The following is a 19,784-nucleotide window of genomic DNA, read 5'->3' as shown; positions in this document are numbered from 1 at the left end:
ATCCCCCCTGGGAGGCAGCCCGTGAACGCACATGCCGTTCGTACCGGAGTCTGGTTCATCGGAGCACGCGGCTCCGTCGCCACCACCGCCACCGCGGGGTGCGCGGCCATCGCGGCCGGGCTCCACCCGCCGACCGGCATGGTCACCGAGACACCACCCTTCACCGGCACCGGGCTGCCGCCCCTCACCTCCCTGGTCTTCGGCGGCCACGACACCCTCGACTGCCCCCTGCCCAAACGGGCCGAGGCCCTCGCGGCCGGGGGAGTCCTCCCGCACGGGCTGCCCTCGGCCGTCGCAGCCGAACTCGGCGCCGCCGACACGGAGATACGGCCGGGCGGACCGCTCCCCGGTGACACCCGGACCGACGAGGAGCTCATCGCGGCCTTCGCCGCCGACATCGAGGACTTCACCCGCCGGAACAGGCTGGCCCGCACTGTCGTCATCAACGTCGCCTCGACCGAACCCGCCCCCGGCGAGGACGACTCCCGTCTCCCGGCCAGCTCGCTCTACGCGGCGGCTGCCCTCCGGACGGGGTGCCCGTACGCCAACTTCACCCCCTCCACCGGGCTCCGCAGCCCGCACCTCCAGGACGCCGTCGCCTCCTGTGCGCTTCCCCACGCCGGACGCGACGGCAAGACCGGCCAGACGCTGCTCCGCTCCGTGCTCGCCCCGATGTTCGTCCAGCGCGCGCTTCCGGTGCGGGCGTGGTCGGGCACGAACCTGCTGGGCGGCGGGGACGGGGCGGCGCTGGCCGACCCGGCGGCGGCGGCGGCCAAGAACGCGGGCAAGGAACGCGTGCTCGCCGACACCCTCGGGGCCGCCCCGGAGGGAGAGGTCCACATCGACGACGTACCGGCGATGGGGGACTGGAAGACGGCGTGGGACCACATCGCCTTCGACGGGTTCCTCGGCTCGCGGATGATCCTCCAGACCATCTGGCAGGGCTGCGACTCCGCCCTGGCCGCACCACTGGTCCTGGACCTGGCCCGGCTGCTGGCCCGCTCGCACGAGGCGGGCCTCACGGGCCCGCGCCCCGAACTGGGCTTCTACTTCAAGGACCCGGACGGCGGCCCGGCCGCGCTGCCCGAGCAGTACGCGGCGCTGCTGGCCTTCGCCGACCGTCTGCGGGACGTCCGGTGAGGCCGCTGCGGCTGCTCGCCGCCGTGGCCGCCTCACCGCGCCTGCTCGGCGCACGGCAGCCGGACCCGGCCGCCCCCGTGCGGGTCCCCACAGACAGCCTGTCCGGCGCGGGCGGGACTGCGCCCGCGCCGGACAGGCCCGGTACCCGGGTGCGGTTGCGGGCCTGGGCGGAGCTGCTCAGGGTGTCGGCGCTGTTCACCGTGCCCGGTGACGCGCTGGCCGGAGCCGCCGCCGCCGGCCGGCGCCCCGGCCGGGGCACGGCCCTCGCGGCCGGCGCGTCGCTCTGCCTGTACGAGGCGGGCATGGCCCTCAACGACTGGGCGGACCGGGAGGAGGACGCCGTCGACCGACCGCACCGGCCGATCCCCTCGGGCCGCGTCACGCCGGGGGCCGCCCTGGCCGCCGCGGGCACACTGACAGTGGCGGGTCTGGCCCTGGCCGCCCGCGCGGGACGCCCCGCCCTGGCCGTGGCGTCCGGACTGGCGGCCACGGTCTGGGCCTACGACCTGCACCTCAAGCACACGAAGCTGGGCCCCGCCGCGATGGCCTCCGCCCGCGCCCTGGACCTGCTGCTCGGCGCGGCCGCGACATCCCCGACCGCCGCACCGGCGACCGCGAGCGCCGTACGCGCGGTCACGACGCCCGCGACCGCCGTACGCGCGGCCACGACGCCCGCGACCGCGGGCACCGTGACAGCACCCGCTTCGGCCGCACGACGGGTCCGCGCCCGGACCCCCGCAGCCGCGCTCCCCGCAGCCCTCGCGCTCGGCGCGCACACCTACGCCGTCACCGCCGTCTCCCGGCACGAGGCGCAGGGCGGATCCACCACCGCACCACTCGCGGCACTGGCCGGTGTCACCGCGCTCGCGGGCGCCGTCCTGCGCGGGAGGCCGACGCCGGGGGAATCCCGCCGGCCGCCCGCCACCACCGAGGGGCTGCTGCTCGCCGCCTTCACCGGCGCCTACCTCCGGACCTCCGCAGTCCCCCTGTTCCACGCCGCGCTGAACCCCTCCCCACCCCTCACCCAGCGCGCCGTCGGCGGCGGGATCCGGGCGATGATCCCGCTGCAGGCCGCGCTCGCCAGCAGGGCCGGGGCACCCCTGAACGGGCTGGCGGTCATGGGGCTCGTACCCCTCGCCCGCGCCCTCGCACGGAAGGTGAGCCCGACATGACCCTCCGCCTCGGATACGGCACGAACGGCCTGACCGACCTCCGGCTCGACGACGCCCTCGGCCTTCTCGCCGACCTCGGCTACGACGGCGTCGGGCTGACCCTCGACCACATGCACCTCGACCCGCTGGCCCCGGACCTCGCCTCCCGCACCCGCCAGGTGGCCCGCAGGCTCACCGGGCTCGGACTCGGCGTCACGGTCGAGACCGGCGCGCGCTACGTCCTCGACCCCCGGCGCAAGCACGGCCCCTCCCTCCTCGACCCCGACCCGGACGCCCGGGCGGCCCGCACCGCCCTGCTCGTCCGGGCCGTCGAGGTAGCCGCCGACCTCGGCGCCCACGCCGTCCACTGCTTCAGCGGCACCACCCCGCAGGACACCACCACGGACACCGCGTGGCAACGGCTGACCGGCTCACTCGGTCCCGTACTGGAAGCGGCCGCACGAGCCGGAGTCCCCCTCGCCATCGAACCGGAACCCGGCCACCTCCTCGCCACGCTCAGCGGCTTCCACCACCTCCGCACGCTCCTCGGCGACCCGGAACCCCTCGGGCTCACCCTGGACATCGGCCACTGCCAGTGCCTGGAACCCGCACCACCCGCCGACTGCGTGAAGGAGGCCGCGCCGTGGCTGCGCCACGTCCAGATCGAGGACATGCGGCGCGGGGTCCACGAACACCTGCCGTTCGGTGACGGCGAGATCGACTTCCCGCCGGTGCTCGAAGCCCTCGCCGCCACCGGATACACCGGCCTCACCGTCGTGGAACTGCCCCGGCACTCCCACGCGGGTCCGGACATGGCCCGCGACTCGATCGACTTCCTGCGCCGGGCCGTCGGGACGACGGGCCGCGCCGGCGGGACCACGAACGGAGCCGCACCGTGCTGATCGAACGCCAGGAACTCGACGGGCGGCTCCGGGGCGCCGCCCGGGCATGGCTCGACGAGGCGCTCGCCGAGGCCGCGCACGCCGCGCTCCACCCCGAGGCGGACAGCGGCAATCCCCCCTGGGAGCTGCGGTTCGCCTCGGCGGGGAGGCACTGCGGACTCGAACACGCCGACTCCGTCCGCGCGCTGCTGCTCGTCGAAGCACGTGCCGCACTGCCCGCCGTGACCAGGCTCTACGAACAGGGAACCGCCGCCGAACGCCGTGCCGTCCTGCTGACGCTGCACCGCCTGGACCTCGGTGCCACCGCCCTTCCGCTCGTCGAGGACGCCCTGCGCACCAACGACACCCGCCTGGTCGCCGCAGCCGTCGGACCGTACGGCGCGGCCCACCTCGACGCGCACGGATGGCGCCACGCCGTCCTCAAGTGCCTCTTCACCGAGGTCCCCGTCGAGTGCCTCGACCGACTCGGCGAGCGGGCCCGCGGGGACGCCGAACTCGCGCGCATGCTCGCTGACTTCGCCGCCGAACGCAGCGCGGCCGGCCGTACCGTCCCCGCCGGTCTGCGGACCGTCCTCGGCCTCACGGCCCCGGCGCCCGTCCCCGCCCCCACGTCCACGGAGGAATCCCGATGAGGATCTTCGACCCCCACATCCACATGACCTCCCGCACCACGGACGACTACCGGGCGATGTACGACGCCGGGGTCCGCGCCCTGGTCGAGCCCTCCTTCTGGCTCGGTCAGCCCCGCACATCGCCGGCCAGCTTCTTCGACTACTTCGACGCCCTGCTCGGCTGGGAACCCTTCCGCGCCTCCCAGTACGGCATCGCCCATCACTGCACGCTCGCCCTCAACCCGAAGGAGGCGAACGACCCCCGCTGTACTCCCGTCCTCGACGCCCTGCCCCGCTACCTCGTCAAGGACTCCGTCGTCGCCGTCGGCGAGATCGGCTACGACTCGATGACCCCGGCCGAGGACACGGCCCTCGCCGCCCAGCTGCAGCTCGCCGCCGACCACGGCCTTCCCGCGCTGGTCCACACCCCGCACCGCGACAAGCTCGCCGGCCTGCACCGGACCATCGACGTCATCCGCGAATCGGCCCTCGCCCCGGAACTGGTCCTGCTGGACCACCTCAACGAGACAACGGTCGAGGACGCCCTCGACAGCGGCTGCTGGGCCGGATTCTCCATCTATCCGGACACCAAGATGGACGAGGACCGGATGGTCACCGTCCTGCGGAACCACGGCACCGACCGGATCCTCGTCAACTCGGCCGCGGACTGGGGGAAGAGCGACCCACTGAAGACCCGCAAGGTCGCCGACACCATGCTGAAGGCCGGATTCGACGAGGACGACGTCGACAAGGTGCTCTGGCGCAACCCGGTCGCCTTCTACGGGCAGAGCGGACGGCTCCAGCTCGGTGTCACCGAGGCGGCACCGCTCCACGAGGGCAACTCCATCCTCCGCGGCGGGGAGTGAACCATGCGCTTCCGCCACCCCGACGGTTCCACCGTCCACCTCGCGTACTGCACCAACGTGCACCCCGCGGAGACCGTCGAAGGAGTCAGGGCCCAGCTCCGCGACCACTGCGAGCCCGTACGCAGACGGCTCGGCCGGGACCGCATCGGCATCGGCCTCTGGCTCGCCAAGGACGCCGCACGCGCCCTGACCAACGATCCCGCCGCGCTGCGCGCCCTGCGCGGCGAACTCGACAGCCGCGGCCTCGAGGTGGTCACCCTCAACGGCTTTCCGTACGAGGGCTTCGGGGCCCAGGAGGTCAAGTACCGGGTGTACACACCGGACTGGACCGATCCCGAGCGGCTCGCCCACACAACCGATCTGGCCCGGCTGCTCGCCGCCCTGCTGCCCGACGACGTCACCGACGGCACGATCTCCACCCTGCCGATAGCCTGGCGCACCCCGTTCGCCGACGACCCCACGGCGGCGGTCACCGCGCAGAAGGCGCTCCTCACCCTCGCGCAGCGGCTCGACGCGCTGTCCGAGCTCACCGGAAAATCCATCAGGATCGGCCTCGAACCCGAACCGGGCTGCACGGTGGAGACCACCGCGGACGCCATCGCCCCCCTCACCTCCGTGGGGCACGACCGCATCGGCATCTGTGTCGACACCTGCCACCTCGCCACCTCCTTCGAGGACCCCGGCACCGCACTCGACGCCCTGCACAGGGCCGGGATCCCGGTAGCCAAGGCCCAGCTCTCCGCGGCGCTGCACGCCGAGCATCCGCACCTGCCCGAGGTGCGCGCCGCCCTGGGAGCCTTCGCCGAACCCCGCTTCCTGCACCAGACGCGCACCCTCACCGCCTCGGGCCTCCGCGGGACCGACGACCTCGACGAGGCGGTGTCCGGTGGAGCGCTGCCGGACAGCACGCCCTGGCGCTCCCACTTCCACGTCCCGCTCCACGCGCCTCCCGCGCCCCCGCTGACCTCCACCCTCCCCGTCCTCCGGTCCGCGCTGACCCGGCTCGTCGGCGGACCCGTGCCCCTCACCCGCCACCTCGAGGTCGAGACGTACACCTGGCAGGCGCTCCCCGCCGAACTGCGCCCGCGCACCCGCACCCAGCTCGCCGACGGCATCGCCGCCGAACTGACCCTCGCCCGCGACCTCCTCGTCGACCTCGGACTGAAGGAGCTCCCGTGACCACACCGGAATCCGGCACCCGCCCCACCCCGCTCCTCGTCCTGGACGTCGTCGGGCTCACCCCGCAGCTGCTGCAGCACATGCCGAACCTCCGGGCCATGGCCGGGTCGACGGCACCGCTCTCCACGGTGCTGCCCGCGGTCACCTGCGCCGCCCAGTCCACCTTCCTCACCGGCACCACCCCCGCCGAACACGGCATCGTCGCCAACGGCTGGTACTTCCGCGAGCTCGGTGACGTCCTCCTGTGGCGCCAGCACAACGGGCTCGTCGAGGGGGACAAGCTCTGGGACGCCGCCCGGCGGGCCCACCCCGGCTACACCGTCGCCAACATCTGCTGGTGGTACGCGATGGGCGCCGACACCGACTGGACCGTCACCCCGCGTCCCGTCTACTACGCCGACGGCCGCAAGGAACCCGACTGCTACACCCGGCCCCCGGAGCTCCACGACGAGCTGACCGAGAAGCTCGGCACCTTCCCCCTCTTCCACTTCTGGGGCCCGGGCGCCGACCTCGTCTCCTCGCAGTGGATCATCGACGCCACCCGGCACGTCATGGCCACGCGCACCCCCGACCTGGCCCTGTGCTACCTCCCTCACCTGGACTACGACCTCCAGCGCTTCGGCCCCGACGACCCCCGCTCCCATCAGGCGGCGGCCGACCTCGACCGCGCCGTGGCGCCACTGCTCGACGACGCCAGGGCCGAGGGCCGCACCGTCGTCGCGCTCTCCGAGTACGGCATCACCCGCGTCGACCGGCCCGTCGACATCAACCGCGCCCTGCGCCGCGCCGGCCTCCTGGAGGTCCACACCCAGGACGGCATGGAGTACCTCGACCCGATGGCCTCACGCGCCTTCGCCGTCGCCGACCACCAGCTCGCCCACGTCTACGTACGCCGGCCCGAGGACCTCGAGGCGACCCGGGAGGCCCTCGCCGGGCTGCCCGGTATCGCGGAACTCCTCGACGACGAGGGCAAGAAGGACCAGCACCTGGACCATCCCCGCTCAGGAGAGCTGGTCGCCGTCGCGGAGAAGGACGCCTGGTTCACGTACTACTACTGGCTCGACGACGACCGCGCGCCCGACTTCGCGCAGCTCGTCGAGATCCACCGCAAACCGGGCTACGACCCCGTAGAGCTCTTCATGGACCCCCAGGACCCCTACGTACGGGTCAAGGCGGTCTCCGCGGTGGCCCGCAAGAAACTCGGGATGCGCTACCGCATGGCGGTCGTCCCCCTGGACCCCTCACCCATTCGCGGCAGCCACGGCCGCCTTCCCACGAGCGACGACGAAGGTCCGCTCATCCTCTGCTCCTCCCCCCAGGCGTTCGGCGGCCGAGTCCAGGCCACCGAAGTGAAGTCCCTGCTCCTCCAGCTTGCCGGACTGCACTGACAGTCCGCCCCACCCGCACGTCCACAGGGAGATTTGTGATCATGAGCCGCACTCCGAAGGATTCCGAGCTCGCGCGCAGACTGAGCCGTCGCAACGTCCTGGGCGTCGCCGCGGGAGCCACGGCCGCGACCCTCCTCAGCGGTGCCGCCGCCCAGGCGTCGGGCCCGCAGGCCGGCCAGGAGCACGACCGCGGCAAGGGCCACGGCCACGGCAGGGGACGCCCCGTCCTGCCTCCCGGCCGTCTCGGGATCCAGCTCTACAGCCTCCGCGACAAGGTATCCACCCTCGGCTTCGCCCCCGTCTTCGCCGAACTCGAGGCATACGGGTACGACGAGATCGAATTCGCCGGATACACCCAGGGATCCGCCGGGGCCATCAGCCTCGCCCAGCTCAGGAAGCTGGCCAAGGACCACGGCCTCAACCCCATCGGCAGCCACGTGGGCTACTACGACGACAACAACCCGGGCGCCTACACCTTCGCCCAGAACCTCACCAAGGTCCTCGACGAGGCGGAGGCCCTCGGCCTCAAGCACATCGGCACCGCGTCCGGGCCCTTCCGCTACGGCTCCACAGTGGACGGCTGGAAGCGCGCGGCGGAGGACTTCAACACCTACGGCGCCGCCGCCCGTGCGCGAGGCATGAAGTTCTACCAGCACAACCACGCGGAGGAGTTCTCCTTCGCGACCGACAAGCCGAAGGTGCGCCTCTATGACGTCCTGCTCGCCGAGACGGACCCCGACCTGGTCTACCTCGAGATGGACATCTACTGGGCGTTCTGCGCCCAGTTCCGCTTCGGCAAGCGGGCGGACGGCACACCGGCACCCTTCAACCCCATCGACTACGTCCTCAAGCAGCCCGACCGGTACCCGCTCTTCCACGTGAAGGACGGGACCCGGAACGACTCCGCCGTCGACGGCTACGACATGACGGACGTCGGCGACGGGGACATCGACTACGAGAACTTCCTGAGCAGGGTCACCGCGCGCACCCACCGGGGCCGCACCTACCACCACTGGCAGACCGAACACGACAACCCGGTCGAGTCCTTCGCCTTCGCCCGCAAGTCCAGCGAGCACCTGCACTCGCTGCGCGAGAGCCGCTGCGGGGACTGACGCCTGACGGCACACACGCATGGGGCCCGGTTCCCGGAACCGGGCCCCACGCGTGTACCGCGGGCGTACGGTCACGCGATTCCCTGCCGGTCCGGGCGCAGCGCGAACGCCCGCCCGGCCGCCCCCGGAACCGTGCGCTCCACCGCTTCCACCAGGAGCGCGCGGTGTCTGAGGAGCGGCTTCCGCCGCCCCTCGGGGGCCAGCAGCAGCAGATCGTCGAGCCCGGCGAGCAGCCGGCGAGTGACCTGAGGGCTGTCCGCCGCGCACCACCGGATCTCCTCGAACCCCAGATCCACGAGCTCGGCCCACCCCGGCACCTGCTGGACGAGCCGTACGTCGCCCCGGCGGTCCCGGTGGTGCAGCGTGGCGAGCGGCAGCGTGACGGCGACGGAGAGGAACTGCACGATCCGGTCCAGACACTGCACCGCGGTGGTCGGGTCGTGCACGGACGGCGACAGGGCACGCAGCGCGATGTCCGCCAGCTGCCTCAGACCGAAGGCCGGATCCTGGTGCAGGGTCCGCTCCACCCCGACCGACACCGTGCGTCCCAGGGTGCGCGGGGGAGGGGCGGGACCGCCGCGGACGGTGAGCAGCGGTGTGCCCGGCACCACGAAGTCCCCGACCCGGGGCACCAGTCGCAGCACGACCCCGTGCCGTCGCGCGTTCCGCACCAGCCGCGCCACCGCCACGTCGCGCACCACCCCCGCCCGGCCGTGGTGCACCAGATGCGCGGTTCCTGGCTCCGGCAGGGGTTCCTCCGCAGCCCCTCCCGGCTGCCGTGCGAGGGCGCGGAGCGACTCACGGGTGATGTGGTCGAGGACCGGGCCGACCTGCATGAGCCTGAGAGTGGACGAGACGTAGGCGACGAACAGCAGCAGGCTCAGGCCGACCAGACCCAGCGTGAGCAGGCTCTGCAGCAGCGGCACCGACGTCACGCGCCGAGGGTCGGGCTCCGCTCCGCCCTCGTAGGAAGTGAGGACGAGCAGGGAGAACGCGAAGGTGGCCAGGAACACCGTCAGCGTGAGCTTGGTGATCCTGCTGCGCACGAAGATGCGGACGACTCGCGGGGTGAGCTGCCCACTCGCCATCTGCACGGCTACCAGCGAGATGCTGAACACCACACCGATGAACGTCATCATCGCCGCGCTGACCGTGGTCACGATCGTCCGGGTGTCCGATGCGAAGGCCAGGAGGTCGCCGATCGCCCGGTACGCCTCTTCCTCCCTCAGATGCGTGACGATCCTGGTGTCCAGCTCCGCGAGGAGCCACCACAGCGCGAAGGCGCACACCAGCCCCGCAGCCGGCGCGAACCAGAAGGTGTCGCGCAGTCGCTCGCGCAGCGCGGTCAACGCGGAGGGCGGCCGGTGGACGTGCTCGCTCCTGCGGCTCGGGACGCTCTTGCCACTCATGCCCGCGAAGGTAGCCCGGCGCGACTCCGTGTACGCGGCGCGCCACGGTACGTGCGCATCGGGGCATCCGAGGGGCCGGCGGTACCCGGCACCGCACCGACCACAGAAAACGCAGGTGAGAGGCACCCCGAACCCCTGGTATTGTTTTCTTTGTCGCCGCGGGGGAAACCCCGGAGCGACAGACACCTTGTCCGGGTGGCGGAATGGCAGACGCGCTAGCTTGAGGTGCTAGTGCCCTTTATCGGGCGTGGGGGTTCAAGTCCCCCCTCGGACACCAGCGGTCAACCGACCGAATGAAGCCGGTCAAAGCGACACTTCGTCGCTTTGACCGGCTTCGTTGCTGTGGTGGACGCGGCCGGCCTCCGCTGGTTCGCGGAGGCCGGCCGCGTCCGTACTGATCAGGTGGGTGCGTGGGTGACCGCGAGGCACTCCCCGCGCACCGCGACGCCGAGCCGCCCGGCCAGGGGTGGCGAGCGTCCCGGCCGATCCTCTGCCGTTCCCGCAGTCGGCCGGCCACGGAGTGCTACCCCATTACTGTCCTGCGGATGCCGTTCAGTGCGTCGGCCAGGTGCCGGACGTCGAACCGGTTGGTGATCGGAGGGCTCGTCCAGTGGACGTCCGGCCCTGACAGGGACAGATAGGTCTTGTCGACGGAGCCGAACTCAACGCCCGGCACGCTGAACTGACGGTACTCGAAAGCGCACTGGTGGAAGTCCGCGTACGACACCTGGAACGAGACACCGTTGTCCGACACCCGGATTCCCCAGCTGGTGAACACCAGGCTCTTCGATTCGAACACCGACCGCTTCCACTGCCAGACGCCGATCAACTCCTCTCCGCCCGACAGGAAATGCACCTGCCGCGCCCTGGCCACCGGTCGTGGCTCGGGATGCCCGGACCGCACCAGGTGGAAACCGCTGACCCGCGCCATCTGCTCGAGCTGCCGCCGGACGAGCACCGGCATGCGCGGGGGCAGGGTGGGCGGGGTGTCCGGAGGTTGCGGGACGGGCGGTCTTCTCTTCGGCTGGGCCGGGGGTTCGGGCGGAGCCGGTATGTAGGCGCTGTTCCTGGCGAAGCAGACCACGTTGGTGGAGCCGCGGGCCCCCAGATCCGGAAGCTGCTGGGGAAGACGTCGCCGAATCTCGCGGTGCAGGGTCTCCACGTTCAGGAGCGCGGAGCCGGCTTCGATCCCGGATTCCAGGATGCGGAGCAACTCGCCCGTGAACGCGGTGTAGGGGGCTCCGACGGGTGCCTTGGAAAGCTTGTTGGCGGCGGAGGAGGTGAGGACGGCATGGCCCTTGATGTCGGCGAATTCGCCCTCCACGACCTGGGCGAGGGTCTCCCCGGCCGACATGTAGCCCCGTGTCCCCAGGCCGCTGTAGCAACTGTCGATGATCACCACGATGTGGCGCGCCGTGATTCTCGTGCTGTTCAGCATGTTGGCCACCCATCTGTAGGGAAGGCCCGTTTCTTCGGGGTAGCCCGGCTTCTGTCCCGGCAGGCCGAGGAACAGCTCCCTCGTCCGGTCATGGGGCGTGCCGTGTCCCGCGTAGTAGACGAGGAGCGTGTCGGTGGCCTTCTTGGCGGCCTCATCGACCGCCCAGATGAAACGGCTGCCCACCTTCTCCGGCTCGACGATCTCGATCCGGTCGGGAGGGAGTCCCCACACCCCGGTGTCCGACAGGGTGGCGCTCAGGGCCGCCACGTTGTTCGCGACGGCGGGCAGGTCGTCGAGGTGCTCGTACGCCGACACCCCCGCGAGGACCGCGTACGACGCCGCGGGGTCGGCGAGTCTCAGACCGTCCGCCATCTACCGCACCGGTCCGTTTCCCCGGGCGGCGTCCGCGGCCAGCTGGTCGGGGGAACGCTCCTCGTCGTCGTCCAGGACGACCGGCGGCGCTCCCGAGTCGGACGTCACCGTCACCTGAGCCGTGCCGCGCGGGCGGGTCGAGCGCCATTGGGTGATCCCCGAATACACCCCCGCCGCCGCGCCGACCGCGCCGGTCACGGCTGACACGAGCGCGACGATCTGATCCAGATCCAGGCCCATCGCTCCGGGCTCGGGTTCCTCCGGATCGAGGCGGAACTCGACCAGCTGCGCCAGTTCCGGATCATCGCTCAACCAGCGGTACAGCGAGGAGAGTTCGTCGGCATCCCGCTCGTCGGTCATCGAAATACGCAATTTCATGCCCAACCCCCAGTTCTCTGCCGTAAGCACCTGGACAGCTACCCAAGTCGCGGATCGGTAAATCACTCTGAATATCGTGTGAATGAGCCCTCTGCCGGGCCGCTTCGGTGGGGACCTCTCGGCGTCCCCAGGGGTGCGGCCGCGCTCGCGCCGATCGGCGGACGGTGCGCGCTCGGCCCGCCTCGGAGGAGGCACTCCCCAGCGAACTCGGGCACGGACCCACGGTGGACTCCTCACCGAGGCCGGTGCCGCCCGGCAGGGTCAGCCCGTGCCGGTCGAGGAGACTCCGTGCGGCGGGCAGACGGGCACCGCGCGGTGCCGGGGCTCGCTCCGAGCCGGCCGGTCGAGGCGCTGGGGGTGCCCCTCGCACCGGGGCGGGGCGCCCGGACCCGGCCGTCGTGCGCACGGCTCGTCACGTCACGATCCGGTCTCGGCCCACGCTCAGGTACTTGTTTTCAGCCATGTAATCGATTCCAATCATCCGTGTAATCGATTCCACGGCCCGTTCCGCTGGTTTCGAGGCTCACGGAAACCACAAGGAGGTGGTCCGGAAGTGGCGAGCATCAAGGATGTCGCGGCCCAGGCAGGAGTCTCTGTCGCCACGGTCTCCCGCGTCCTCAACAGCCATCCATCCGTCAGTCCGGACGCACGCGCACGCGTCCTCGCCGCCGTCGAGGCCCTCGGCTACCGGCCGAATGCCGTGGCCCGCTCGTTGCGCACCGACCAGACACGCACGCTCGGGCTCGTCATCAGTGACGTGCTCAACCCGTACTTCACCGCGCTGGCCCGCTCCGTCGAGGAGGAGGCCCGCGCCCTCGGCTACAGCGTGATCATCGGCAACGCCGACGAGCGGACCGAGCAGCAGGACGACCACGTCCGCACGCTTCTGGACCGAAGGATCGACGGACTGCTGGTCTCGCCCGCCGACGGCGACTCCTCCCTCCTGCGGGACGTCGCCCGCGCCGGGACCCCGATGGTCTTCGTGGACCGCTGGGTGCCCGGGGTGTCCGTCCCCGTGGTCCGCGCGGACGGCCACCGCGCCATCCAGGACCTCGTCGCCCACCTGTACGCCCTCGGTCACCGCAGGCTCGCCATCATCGCGGGCCCGGCTGCCACGACCACGGGCGACGAACGTGTGGAGGCCTTCCGGGAAGCGATGCGGGCCCACGGGCTGGCCCTCCCCGGCGCCTACATCGGGCAGGGCGACTTCCAGGCCGACAGCGGCCGCCGGGCCACCGAGCACTTCCTGTCGCTCCCCGAACCGCCCCAGATCGTGTTCGCCGCCGACAACCTCATGGCGCTCGGCGCCCTCGACGCGATTCGCGCACGCGGTCTGCGTGTTCCCGAGGACATCGGGATCGCGGCCTTCGACGACATCCCGTGGTTCGTCCACACCGGCCCGCCGATCACCGCGATCGCGCAGCCGACGGGAGACCTCGGCCGTGCCGCGGTGCGTGCCCTCGTCGACATCGTCGAGGGGCGGCCCCCGCAGTCCGTCACCCTGCCCGCCACCCTCGTCGTACGCAGCTCCTGCGGCGAGCGCACCTCCACCCCAGGGAGCAACGAGTGAGCGAATCAGTCGAGTTGCTGCGCATCGAAGGCGTACGCAAGACCTTCCCCGGCGTGGTCGCCCTGGACCGTGTCGACTTCGACCTGCGCAGTGGCGAAGTGCACGTCCTGCTCGGCGAGAACGGCGCGGGCAAGAGCACCCTCATCAAGATGCTCTCCGGCGCCTACCGTCCGGACGCCGGCCGGATCTTCGCCGGCGGCCAGGAGGTGCGCATCCACGGTGCGCAGGACGCCGAGAGGCTCGGAATCGCCACGATCTACCAGGAGTTCAACCTGGTACCCGATCTGACGGTCGCCGAGAACATCTTCCTCGGCCGCCAGCCACGCCGCTTCGGAATGATCGACCGCCGCCGCATGGAGGCCGAAGCCGAGGTGCTCCTGCGCCGCGTCGGTCTGCACATCCCGCCCCGGGCCCGGGTCCGTGAACTTGGCATCGCCCGGCTGCAGATGGTTGAGATCGCGAAGGCGCTCAGCCTGGACGCACGCGTCCTGATCATGGACGAGCCGACCGCCGTCCTGACCTCCGAGGAGGTCGACCGACTCTTCGGCATCGTGCGGCAGCTGCGCGCCGACGGCGTCGGCGTCGTCTTCATCACCCATCACCTGGACGAGATCGCCGCCCTCGGCGACCGCGTCACCGTCCTGCGCGACGGCCGCAGCATCGACCAGGTGCCCGCCTCGACACCCGAGGCGGAGCTCGTCCAGCTGATGGTGGGCCGCAGCATCGACCAGCAGTACCCTCGCGAACGCCCAGAAACCGGAGCGCCGTTGCTCTCCGTCCGCGGGCTCACCCGCAACGGGGTCTTCCACGACATCAGCTTCGACGTGAAGGCCGGTGAGGTCGTCGGCCTGGCCGGGCTCGTCGGAGCGGGCCGCACCGAGGTCGCCCGCGCCGTCTTCGGCGCCGACCCCTACGACGCAGGGTCCGTCGACGTACGCGGCGAGCGCCTGGGCAAGCACGACGTGACCGCAGCCATGGGCGCCGGGATCGGGCTCGTCCCCGAGGACCGCAAGGGCCAGGGCCTCGTGCTCGACGCCTCCGTACAGGAGAACCTCGGCCTCGTCACTCTCCGCTCGGCCACCCGCGTCGGACTCGTCGACGTCAAGGGGCAGCGCACCGCCGCCGCCCGCGTAGCCGAGCAGCTCGGTGTGCGGATGGCGGGCCTCGGCCAGCACGTCCGCACCCTGTCCGGCGGCAACCAGCAGAAGGTCGTCATCGGCAAGTGGCTCCTGGCCGACACCCGGGTGCTGATCCTCGACGAGCCGACGCGCGGCATCGATGTCGGCGCCAAGGTCGAGATCTACCAGCTCATCAACGAACTGACGGCCTCCGGGCACGCCGTCCTGATGATCTCCAGCGATCTGCCCGAGGTCCTCGGCATGAGCGACCGGGTCCTCGTCATGGCCCAGGGCCGCATCGCCGGTGAACTCCGCGCCGACGAAGCGACTCAGGACGCCGTGATGGCTCTCGCCGTCAGCGGCGCCCCCGTCACAGCACCGTCCACCCAGGACACCAAGAGCGCCAAGAGCACCATGCACACCGAGAACGCAGAGGAGAGCCCCCGTGGCCACTGACACGCATCCGAGCAGGGCGGGCGCGGGCGGCGCCGGACAGAACCTCCGCCGCCTCCTGCTCGACAACGGCGCCCTCAGCGCCCTGGTCGTCCTCCTGCTGGCCATGTCGCTGCTCTCCGGCGACTTCCTCACCACCCAGAACCTGCTGAACGTCGGTGTACAGGCCGCGGTGACCGCGATCCTCGCGTTCGGCGTCACCTTCGTCATCGTCTCGGCGGGCATCGACCTCTCGGTCGGCTCGGTGGCCGCACTCTCCGCGACCGTCCTCGCATGGTCCGCGACGTCCGCGGGAGTACCCGTCTGGCTGGCGGTCGTCCTCGCCGTCGCCACGGGCATCGCCTGCGGCTTCGTCAGCGGTGCCCTCGTCGCGTACGGCAAACTGCCCTCGTTCATCGCGACCCTGGCGATGCTCTCGGTGGCTCGGGGCCTTTCGCTGGTCATCTCGCAGGGCCGCCCGATCCCGTTCCCCGACTCCGTCTCCGTGCTCGGCGACACGCTCGGCGGCTGGCTGCCGGTCCCGGTCCTCGTGATGATCGCCATGGGCCTCATAGCGGCACTGATCCTGGCCCGCACCTACATCGGCCGCGCCATGTACGCCATCGGCGGCAACGAGGAGGCGGCCCGCCTCTCCGGCCTGCGCGTCAAGAAGCAGAAGCTCGTCATCTACGCCCTGTCCGGCCTCTTCGCCGCCGTCGCCGGGATCGTCCTGGCCTCGCGCCTCGTCTCCGCGCAGCCCCAGGCCGCGCAGGGGTACGAACTCGACGCGATCGCCGCGGTCGTCATCGGCGGGGCCAGCCTCGCGGGCGGCGTCGGCAAGGCCTCCGGCACCCTGATCGGCGCCCTGATCCTCGCGGTCCTGCGCAACGGCCTCAACCTCCTGTCCGTGTCCGCCTTCTGGCAGCAGGTCGTCATCGGCGTCGTCATCGCCCTCGCGGTGCTGCTCGACACGCTGCGTCGCAAGGCAGGATCCGGAGCCGCTTCCGCCGGCGGCTCGTCCGCCGCACCCGGAGCACCGGGAAGGGGCCGCAAGGGAGCGGCACAGCTCGGCGTCGCCGTGGTCTGCGTGGCCGCCGTGATCGCCGCCGTGACCTTCTTCAAGTCCGGCTCCACCGGCACCACCACCAAGGTGGGCATGTCGCTCTCCACGCTGAACAACCCCTTCTTCGTCCAGATGAAGGAGGGTGCGCAGAAGGAGGCGAAGGCCGCCGGGGTCGACCTCACCGTCACCGACGCCCAGAACGACGCCTCGCAGCAGGCCAACCAGCTGGAGAACTTCACCAGTTCCGGGGTGGACTCCGTCATCATCAACCCGGTGGACTCCGACGCCGTCGGCCCGGGTGTGCGCGGCGCCAACGAGGCGGGCATCCCGGTGGTCGCCGCCGACCGGGGCGTCAACAAGGCCAGGACCGCGACGCTCGTCGCCTCCGACAACGTCGCGGGCGGCAAGCTCGCCGCGAAGACGCTCGCCGACCGCCTCGGCGGCAAGGGCAGCATCATCGTCCTGCAGGGCACGGCCGGCACCTCGGCCAGCCGTGAGCGAGGCGCGGGCTTCGCCGAGGGGATCAGGGCCTACCCGGGCATCAAGGTCGTGGCCACCCAGCCCGCCGACTTCGACCGCACCAAGGGCCTGGACGTCATGACCAACCTGCTCCAGTCCCACCCCGCCGTCGACGGCGTCTTCGCCGAGAACGACGAGATGGCACTCGGCGCGGTCAAGGCCCTGGGCAGCAAGGCGGGGAAGTCCGTGCCTGTCGTCGGCTTCGACGGAACTCCCGACGGCCTGACCGCGGTCGAAGCGGGCACGCTCTACGCCTCCGTGGCCCAGCAGCCCGACGAACTCGGGAAGATCGCCGTCCGGAACGCGATCCGTGCGGCCGACGGCAAGAAGGTCGACAGCACGGTGAAGGTGCCGGTCAAGGTCGTCACCCGGCAGAACGTCGCCGACTTCTCCTGATCACGGAAGGTACTGCCCGATGCACGGGAACGATGACTCCACGCCCACCGAGGCCATCCGGTACGACCTGCTGGTCGTCGGCTCGGCCAACGCCGACCTGGTCGTCGGCGTCGACCGGCGCCCCGGACCGGGGGAGACGGTGCTCGGCTCCGACCTCGCCGTCCACCCCGGCGGCAAGGGCGCCAACCAGGCGGTCGCCGCCGCCCGTCTCGGCGCTCGTACGGCGCTGCTGGCCCGGGTCGGCGACGACGCCCACGGACGGCTGCTGCGCGCCTCCCAGCAGGAGGCGGGCGTCGACACCGGTGGCGTCCTCGTCGGTGGCGCGCCCACCGGAGTCGCCCTCATCACCGTCGACCCCTCGGGCGACAACAGCATCGTCGTGTCCCCGGGCGCCAACGCCCGGCTGACCCCCGGGGACATCGCGGCGGCAGCACCCCTGATCGCATCGGCCCGCGTCGTCTCCGTACAACTGGAGATCCCGCTGGAGACCGTCGCCGAGGCAGCACGAGCCCTCGGCCCTGGAGCGCGCCTCGTCCTCAACCCGTCCCCGCCCGCTCCGCTCCCCGACGAGGTGCTGGCGGCCTGCGATCCCCTGGTGGTCAACGAACACGAGGCGCGGTTCATCCTGGGGGAGGGCGCGGGCGGCACCCCGGAGTCCTGGGCGCGGGGGCTCACCGTGCTCGGCCCCCGGTCGGTGGTGATCACCCTGGGCGCGGAGGGCGCGCTGGTCTCCGACACGCGAGGAGGCGCTCCCGTACGTGTGCCGAGTCCCAGGGTCGACGCCGTGGACACGACGGGTGCGGGCGACGCGTTCACCGCCGCGCTCGCCTGGCGGCTCGGCCTGGGCGAGGACCTCACCGAGGCCGCCGCGTTCGCGGTCCGGGTCGGCGCGGCAGCCGTCACCAGGCAGGGCGCGCAGGCGTCCTTCCCCACCGCGGAGGAGGTGGCGGCACTGTGAGGAAGTCAGGCATCCTCAACCGCCACCTCGCGGGCGCCCTGGCCGAACTCGGCCACGGCGACGGCGTCCTGATATGCGATGTGGGCATGCCCATCCCTCCGGGTCCGCGCGTGGTCGACCTGGCCTTCCGCGCGGGTGTCCCGTCGTTCGCCGAGGTCCTGGACGGGCTGCTGGACGACCTGGTCGTGGAGGGCGCGACGGCGGCCGAGGAGATCCGGGAGGCCAATCCGGACGCCGCCCGGCTCCTGGCCGCCCGTCTCCCGGACCTGACGCACGTGCCGCACGGCCGGCTGAAGGAACTCACCGCTTCTGCCCGGCTCGTCGTACGGACAGGAGAGGCCCGGCCCTACGCGAACGTGCTGCTGAGGTGCGGAGTCTTCTTCTGACACGCCGGCCGCGACTCAGCGGCCTCCGTCAGGAGCCGTCACGTGACTGCCGGGTCGGCCTTGGGCCGCGTACGAGTGAGCTGCCCGGCTCCCGCATGACCACGTGGCGGGCCCGAGCCCCCCCGCCGCCCCTGTCGTGTTCTCCCGCCCGGCGCCGCTGAGCGGCGCCGCCCGTTGCAGCGGAATCCACGACACGGAGACGTGACAGACATGTCCGACACGCGGCAGCAGGACACACACCGGGACCAGCAGGGCGTCGATGCCGTCCAGTTGGACCATCACGCCGTCTACGCCAAGGACCGCAGCCTGTCGGCCGAGTTCATCGCCGCGGTCCTCGGTCTGGAGGCCGGCTCCCCGTTCGGGCCGTTCCTCCCCGTCGACCTCGGCAACGGGCGGAAGGGGTGCCTACTTCAAGGATCCGGACGGCCACAACATGGAGATCATGACCCGGCCCCACGCCCGGCCCAGGTAGCAGCCGGCTCCGTCATCCGTCCGTGAGTCCGTCCATCAGTGCGGCCAGTGCCGAGGCCAGCGCGTCGAGCCCCGGGCCGTACGGGCCGCCCGGCTCGGCCATGTACGCATCACGCCGGATCTCGATCATCAGCGCGGAGACCCGCCGGTCCCTTCCGTAGTGCTTCAGCGGCACGTACGTCCCTGGGAAGGGGCTGTTCAGCCCCGTGCCGCCGAATCCGCCGAACGCCGCCTCCGCCCGGGCGAGAAGCCCGGGCGGTGTGTGGAAGCCGTCGGTGCCCAGGCAGACAGGGGGGCGCGGGCCGGTGCCGTGCAGTTCGTACGGGAGCGCGGCGGACGGGTAGGAGTGGACGTCGATGACGACCGCGCGTCCCGTGGCGGCGAGGCGTTCGTCCACGGCCGCCGTCATCGCGTGGGCGTACGGGTGGAAGTAGCTGTCGAGCAGTGGTTCCGGATCCGTTCCGGGAGGACGGAGCGGCTCCCGGTGCGTGGTGCGGGTGTAGACGGCGCCCATGCCGACGGCCAGCATCTCCTCCCGGTCGTCGGGGAACCGTTCGGGGTCGACGACCAGCCGCGACAGGCCGTTGACGAAGCGCCAGGGCGTCACCGCGCAGGCCCTGGAGGACCGGGTGGCCAGCTCGGCGGTGTGGGAGTCCGTGATGTGGTCGAGCTCGGTTTCCAGCGCTGCGTCGTCGAGCACGATGCCCTCGCGTACGGGCCTCGGGATCGTCCGTGAGGAGTGGGGGACGTGCAGCAGCACCGGTGACCCGGAGGCGCCGGGTTCGAGCCGGAACGGGGAGAGGGCGGAGTTCAACGCGGGTCCTTGTCCGTACGGGAGGCGGCTCGGATCCCGCCCGGCCCGGACATCCTCCCGCGCGGGGCCGGGCAGCGGCTGCCCGGCCCGGCGGAGGGTCCGTCGGCGGGG

The 19,784-nt window shown here is 71.9% G+C and carries 17 protein-coding genes, 1 tRNA gene and 1 pseudogene; 15 read left to right on the top strand and 4 right to left on the bottom strand.

Going from position 1 to position 19,784, the window contains the following annotated elements:
* Positions 1-21: 21 nt before the first annotated feature.
* From ACIRJR_RS17065 to ACIRJR_RS17030, 8 genes are read left to right on the top strand one after another with little or no spacing between them, the layout of a single operon-like run.
* Complete coding sequence (locus ACIRJR_RS17065) at positions 22-1,140, top strand: inositol-3-phosphate synthase (RefSeq protein ID WP_403780609.1); 1,119 nt, start codon at positions 22-24, stop codon at positions 1,138-1,140.
* Positions 1,137-2,312, top strand: a complete 1,176-nt coding sequence (locus ACIRJR_RS17060) for an SCO3242 family prenyltransferase (RefSeq protein WP_403780606.1) — start codon at positions 1,137-1,139, stop codon at positions 2,310-2,312. The genes ACIRJR_RS17065 and ACIRJR_RS17060 overlap by 4 nt, the downstream gene beginning before the upstream one ends.
* Entirely contained in the window at positions 2,309-3,193 is an 885-nt protein-coding gene (locus ACIRJR_RS17055) for a sugar phosphate isomerase/epimerase family protein (RefSeq protein WP_403780604.1), read from the top strand. The genes ACIRJR_RS17060 and ACIRJR_RS17055 overlap by 4 nt, the downstream gene beginning before the upstream one ends.
* Positions 3,187-3,825, top strand: coding sequence for an EboA domain-containing protein (locus ACIRJR_RS17050; RefSeq protein WP_403780601.1), 639 nt, complete (start codon positions 3,187-3,189; stop codon positions 3,823-3,825). Before ACIRJR_RS17055 ends, ACIRJR_RS17050 begins: the two co-directional genes overlap by 7 nt.
* Complete coding sequence (locus ACIRJR_RS17045) at positions 3,822-4,670, top strand: TatD family hydrolase (RefSeq protein WP_403780598.1); 849 nt, start codon at positions 3,822-3,824, stop codon at positions 4,668-4,670. Before ACIRJR_RS17050 ends, ACIRJR_RS17045 begins: the two co-directional genes overlap by 4 nt.
* A 3-nt stretch (positions 4,671-4,673) precedes the next feature.
* Positions 4,674-5,849, top strand: coding sequence for a metabolite traffic protein EboE (eboE, locus tag ACIRJR_RS17040; RefSeq protein WP_403780595.1), 1,176 nt, complete (start codon positions 4,674-4,676; stop codon positions 5,847-5,849).
* Positions 5,846-7,237: a nucleotide pyrophosphatase/phosphodiesterase family protein gene (locus ACIRJR_RS17035; RefSeq protein ID WP_403780592.1), complete on the top strand. Its 1,392-nt coding sequence runs from the start codon at positions 5,846-5,848 to the stop codon at positions 7,235-7,237. Before eboE ends, ACIRJR_RS17035 begins: the two co-directional genes overlap by 4 nt.
* 41 nt (positions 7,238-7,278) lie before the next feature.
* Entirely contained in the window at positions 7,279-8,349 is a 1,071-nt protein-coding gene (locus ACIRJR_RS17030) for a sugar phosphate isomerase/epimerase family protein (RefSeq protein WP_403780589.1), read from the top strand.
* Positions 8,350-8,420: 71 nt separating this feature from the next.
* Here ACIRJR_RS17030 and ACIRJR_RS17025 read toward each other — a convergent pair whose 3' ends face one another.
* Positions 8,421-9,758: a DUF2254 domain-containing protein gene (locus ACIRJR_RS17025; RefSeq protein WP_403780586.1), complete on the bottom strand. Its 1,338-nt coding sequence runs from the start codon at positions 9,756-9,758 to the stop codon at positions 8,421-8,423.
* A 189-nt stretch (positions 9,759-9,947) separates the two neighbouring features.
* Between ACIRJR_RS17025 and ACIRJR_RS17020 the strand changes: the two genes are divergently transcribed.
* Positions 9,948-10,035, top strand: a tRNA-Leu gene (locus ACIRJR_RS17020).
* Positions 10,036-10,281: 246 nt separating this feature from the next.
* Here the strand turns inward: ACIRJR_RS17020 and ACIRJR_RS17015 are convergent.
* Entirely contained in the window at positions 10,282-11,568 is a 1,287-nt protein-coding gene (locus ACIRJR_RS17015) for a caspase domain-containing protein (protein ID WP_403780583.1), read from the bottom strand.
* Positions 11,569-11,946, bottom strand: a complete 378-nt coding sequence (locus tag ACIRJR_RS17010) for a hypothetical protein (RefSeq protein ID WP_403780580.1) — start codon at positions 11,944-11,946, stop codon at positions 11,569-11,571.
* 553 nt (positions 11,947-12,499) lie between these two features.
* Here ACIRJR_RS17010 and ACIRJR_RS17005 point away from each other — a divergent pair.
* The 6 genes and pseudogenes from ACIRJR_RS17005 to ACIRJR_RS16980 all read left to right on the top strand — a co-directional run bounded on the left by ACIRJR_RS17005 (position 12,500) and on the right by ACIRJR_RS16980 (position 18,860).
* Positions 12,500-13,516 carry a LacI family DNA-binding transcriptional regulator gene (locus ACIRJR_RS17005; protein ID WP_403780577.1) on the top strand — a complete coding sequence of 339 codons (1,017 nt, stop codon included), beginning with the start codon at positions 12,500-12,502 and terminating at the stop codon, positions 13,514-13,516.
* Entirely contained in the window at positions 13,513-15,090 is a 1,578-nt protein-coding gene (locus ACIRJR_RS17000; RefSeq protein ID WP_403780575.1) for a sugar ABC transporter ATP-binding protein, read from the top strand. The genes ACIRJR_RS17005 and ACIRJR_RS17000 overlap by 4 nt, the downstream gene beginning before the upstream one ends.
* Complete coding sequence (locus tag ACIRJR_RS16995; RefSeq protein WP_403780572.1) at positions 15,080-17,044, top strand: substrate-binding domain-containing protein; 1,965 nt, start codon at positions 15,080-15,082, stop codon at positions 17,042-17,044. Before ACIRJR_RS17000 ends, ACIRJR_RS16995 begins: the two co-directional genes overlap by 11 nt.
* A gap of 19 nt (positions 17,045-17,063) precedes the next feature.
* Entirely contained in the window at positions 17,064-18,002 is a 939-nt protein-coding gene (locus ACIRJR_RS16990) for a ribokinase (protein ID WP_403780569.1), read from the top strand.
* The gene (gene rbsD, locus ACIRJR_RS16985) at positions 17,999-18,388 is read left to right on the top strand and encodes a D-ribose pyranase (RefSeq protein WP_403780565.1); all 390 of its coding nucleotides are present in this window, start codon (positions 17,999-18,001) and stop codon (positions 18,386-18,388) included. The genes ACIRJR_RS16990 and rbsD overlap by 4 nt, the downstream gene beginning before the upstream one ends.
* Before the next feature lie 210 nt (positions 18,389-18,598).
* Positions 18,599-18,860, top strand: a pseudogene (locus tag ACIRJR_RS16980) (hypothetical protein).
* Positions 18,861-18,872: 12 nt separating this feature from the next.
* Here ACIRJR_RS16980 and ACIRJR_RS16975 read toward each other — a convergent pair.
* Complete coding sequence (locus ACIRJR_RS16975; RefSeq protein WP_403780562.1) at positions 18,873-19,673, bottom strand: N-formylglutamate amidohydrolase; 801 nt, start codon at positions 19,671-19,673, stop codon at positions 18,873-18,875.
* Positions 19,674-19,784 lie beyond the last annotated feature (111 nt).

The sequence above is a fragment of the Streptomyces sp. NPDC102402 genome, assembly GCF_044765765.1.
In the GTDB taxonomy this organism is placed as follows: Bacteria; Actinomycetota; Actinomycetes; order Streptomycetales; family Streptomycetaceae; genus Streptomyces.
Note: the sequence above shows the minus strand (reverse complement) of the source record. Positions and strands in the feature narration are given on the sequence as shown.

Bases quoted from the DNA above. Each gene is read 5' to 3' on its own strand.
- ACIRJR_RS17025 (WP_403780586.1), bottom strand. From the start codon at position 9,758: ATGAGTGGCAAGAGCGTCCCGAGCCGCAGGAGCGAGCACGTCCACCGG.
- ACIRJR_RS17010 (WP_403780580.1), bottom strand. From the start codon at position 11,946: ATGAAATTGCGTATTTCGATGACCGACGAGCGGGATGCCGACGAACTC.
- eboE (WP_403780595.1), top strand. From the start codon at position 4,674: ATGCGCTTCCGCCACCCCGACGGTTCCACCGTCCACCTCGCGTACTGC.
- ACIRJR_RS17045 (WP_403780598.1), top strand. From the start codon at position 3,822: ATGAGGATCTTCGACCCCCACATCCACATGACCTCCCGCACCACGGAC.
- ACIRJR_RS16990 (WP_403780569.1), top strand. From the start codon at position 17,064: ATGCACGGGAACGATGACTCCACGCCCACCGAGGCCATCCGGTACGAC.
- ACIRJR_RS17015 (WP_403780583.1), bottom strand. From the start codon at position 11,568: ATGGCGGACGGTCTGAGACTCGCCGACCCCGCGGCGTCGTACGCGGTC.
- ACIRJR_RS17030 (WP_403780589.1), top strand. From the start codon at position 7,279: ATGAGCCGCACTCCGAAGGATTCCGAGCTCGCGCGCAGACTGAGCCGT.
- ACIRJR_RS17055 (WP_403780604.1), top strand. From the start codon at position 2,309: ATGACCCTCCGCCTCGGATACGGCACGAACGGCCTGACCGACCTCCGG.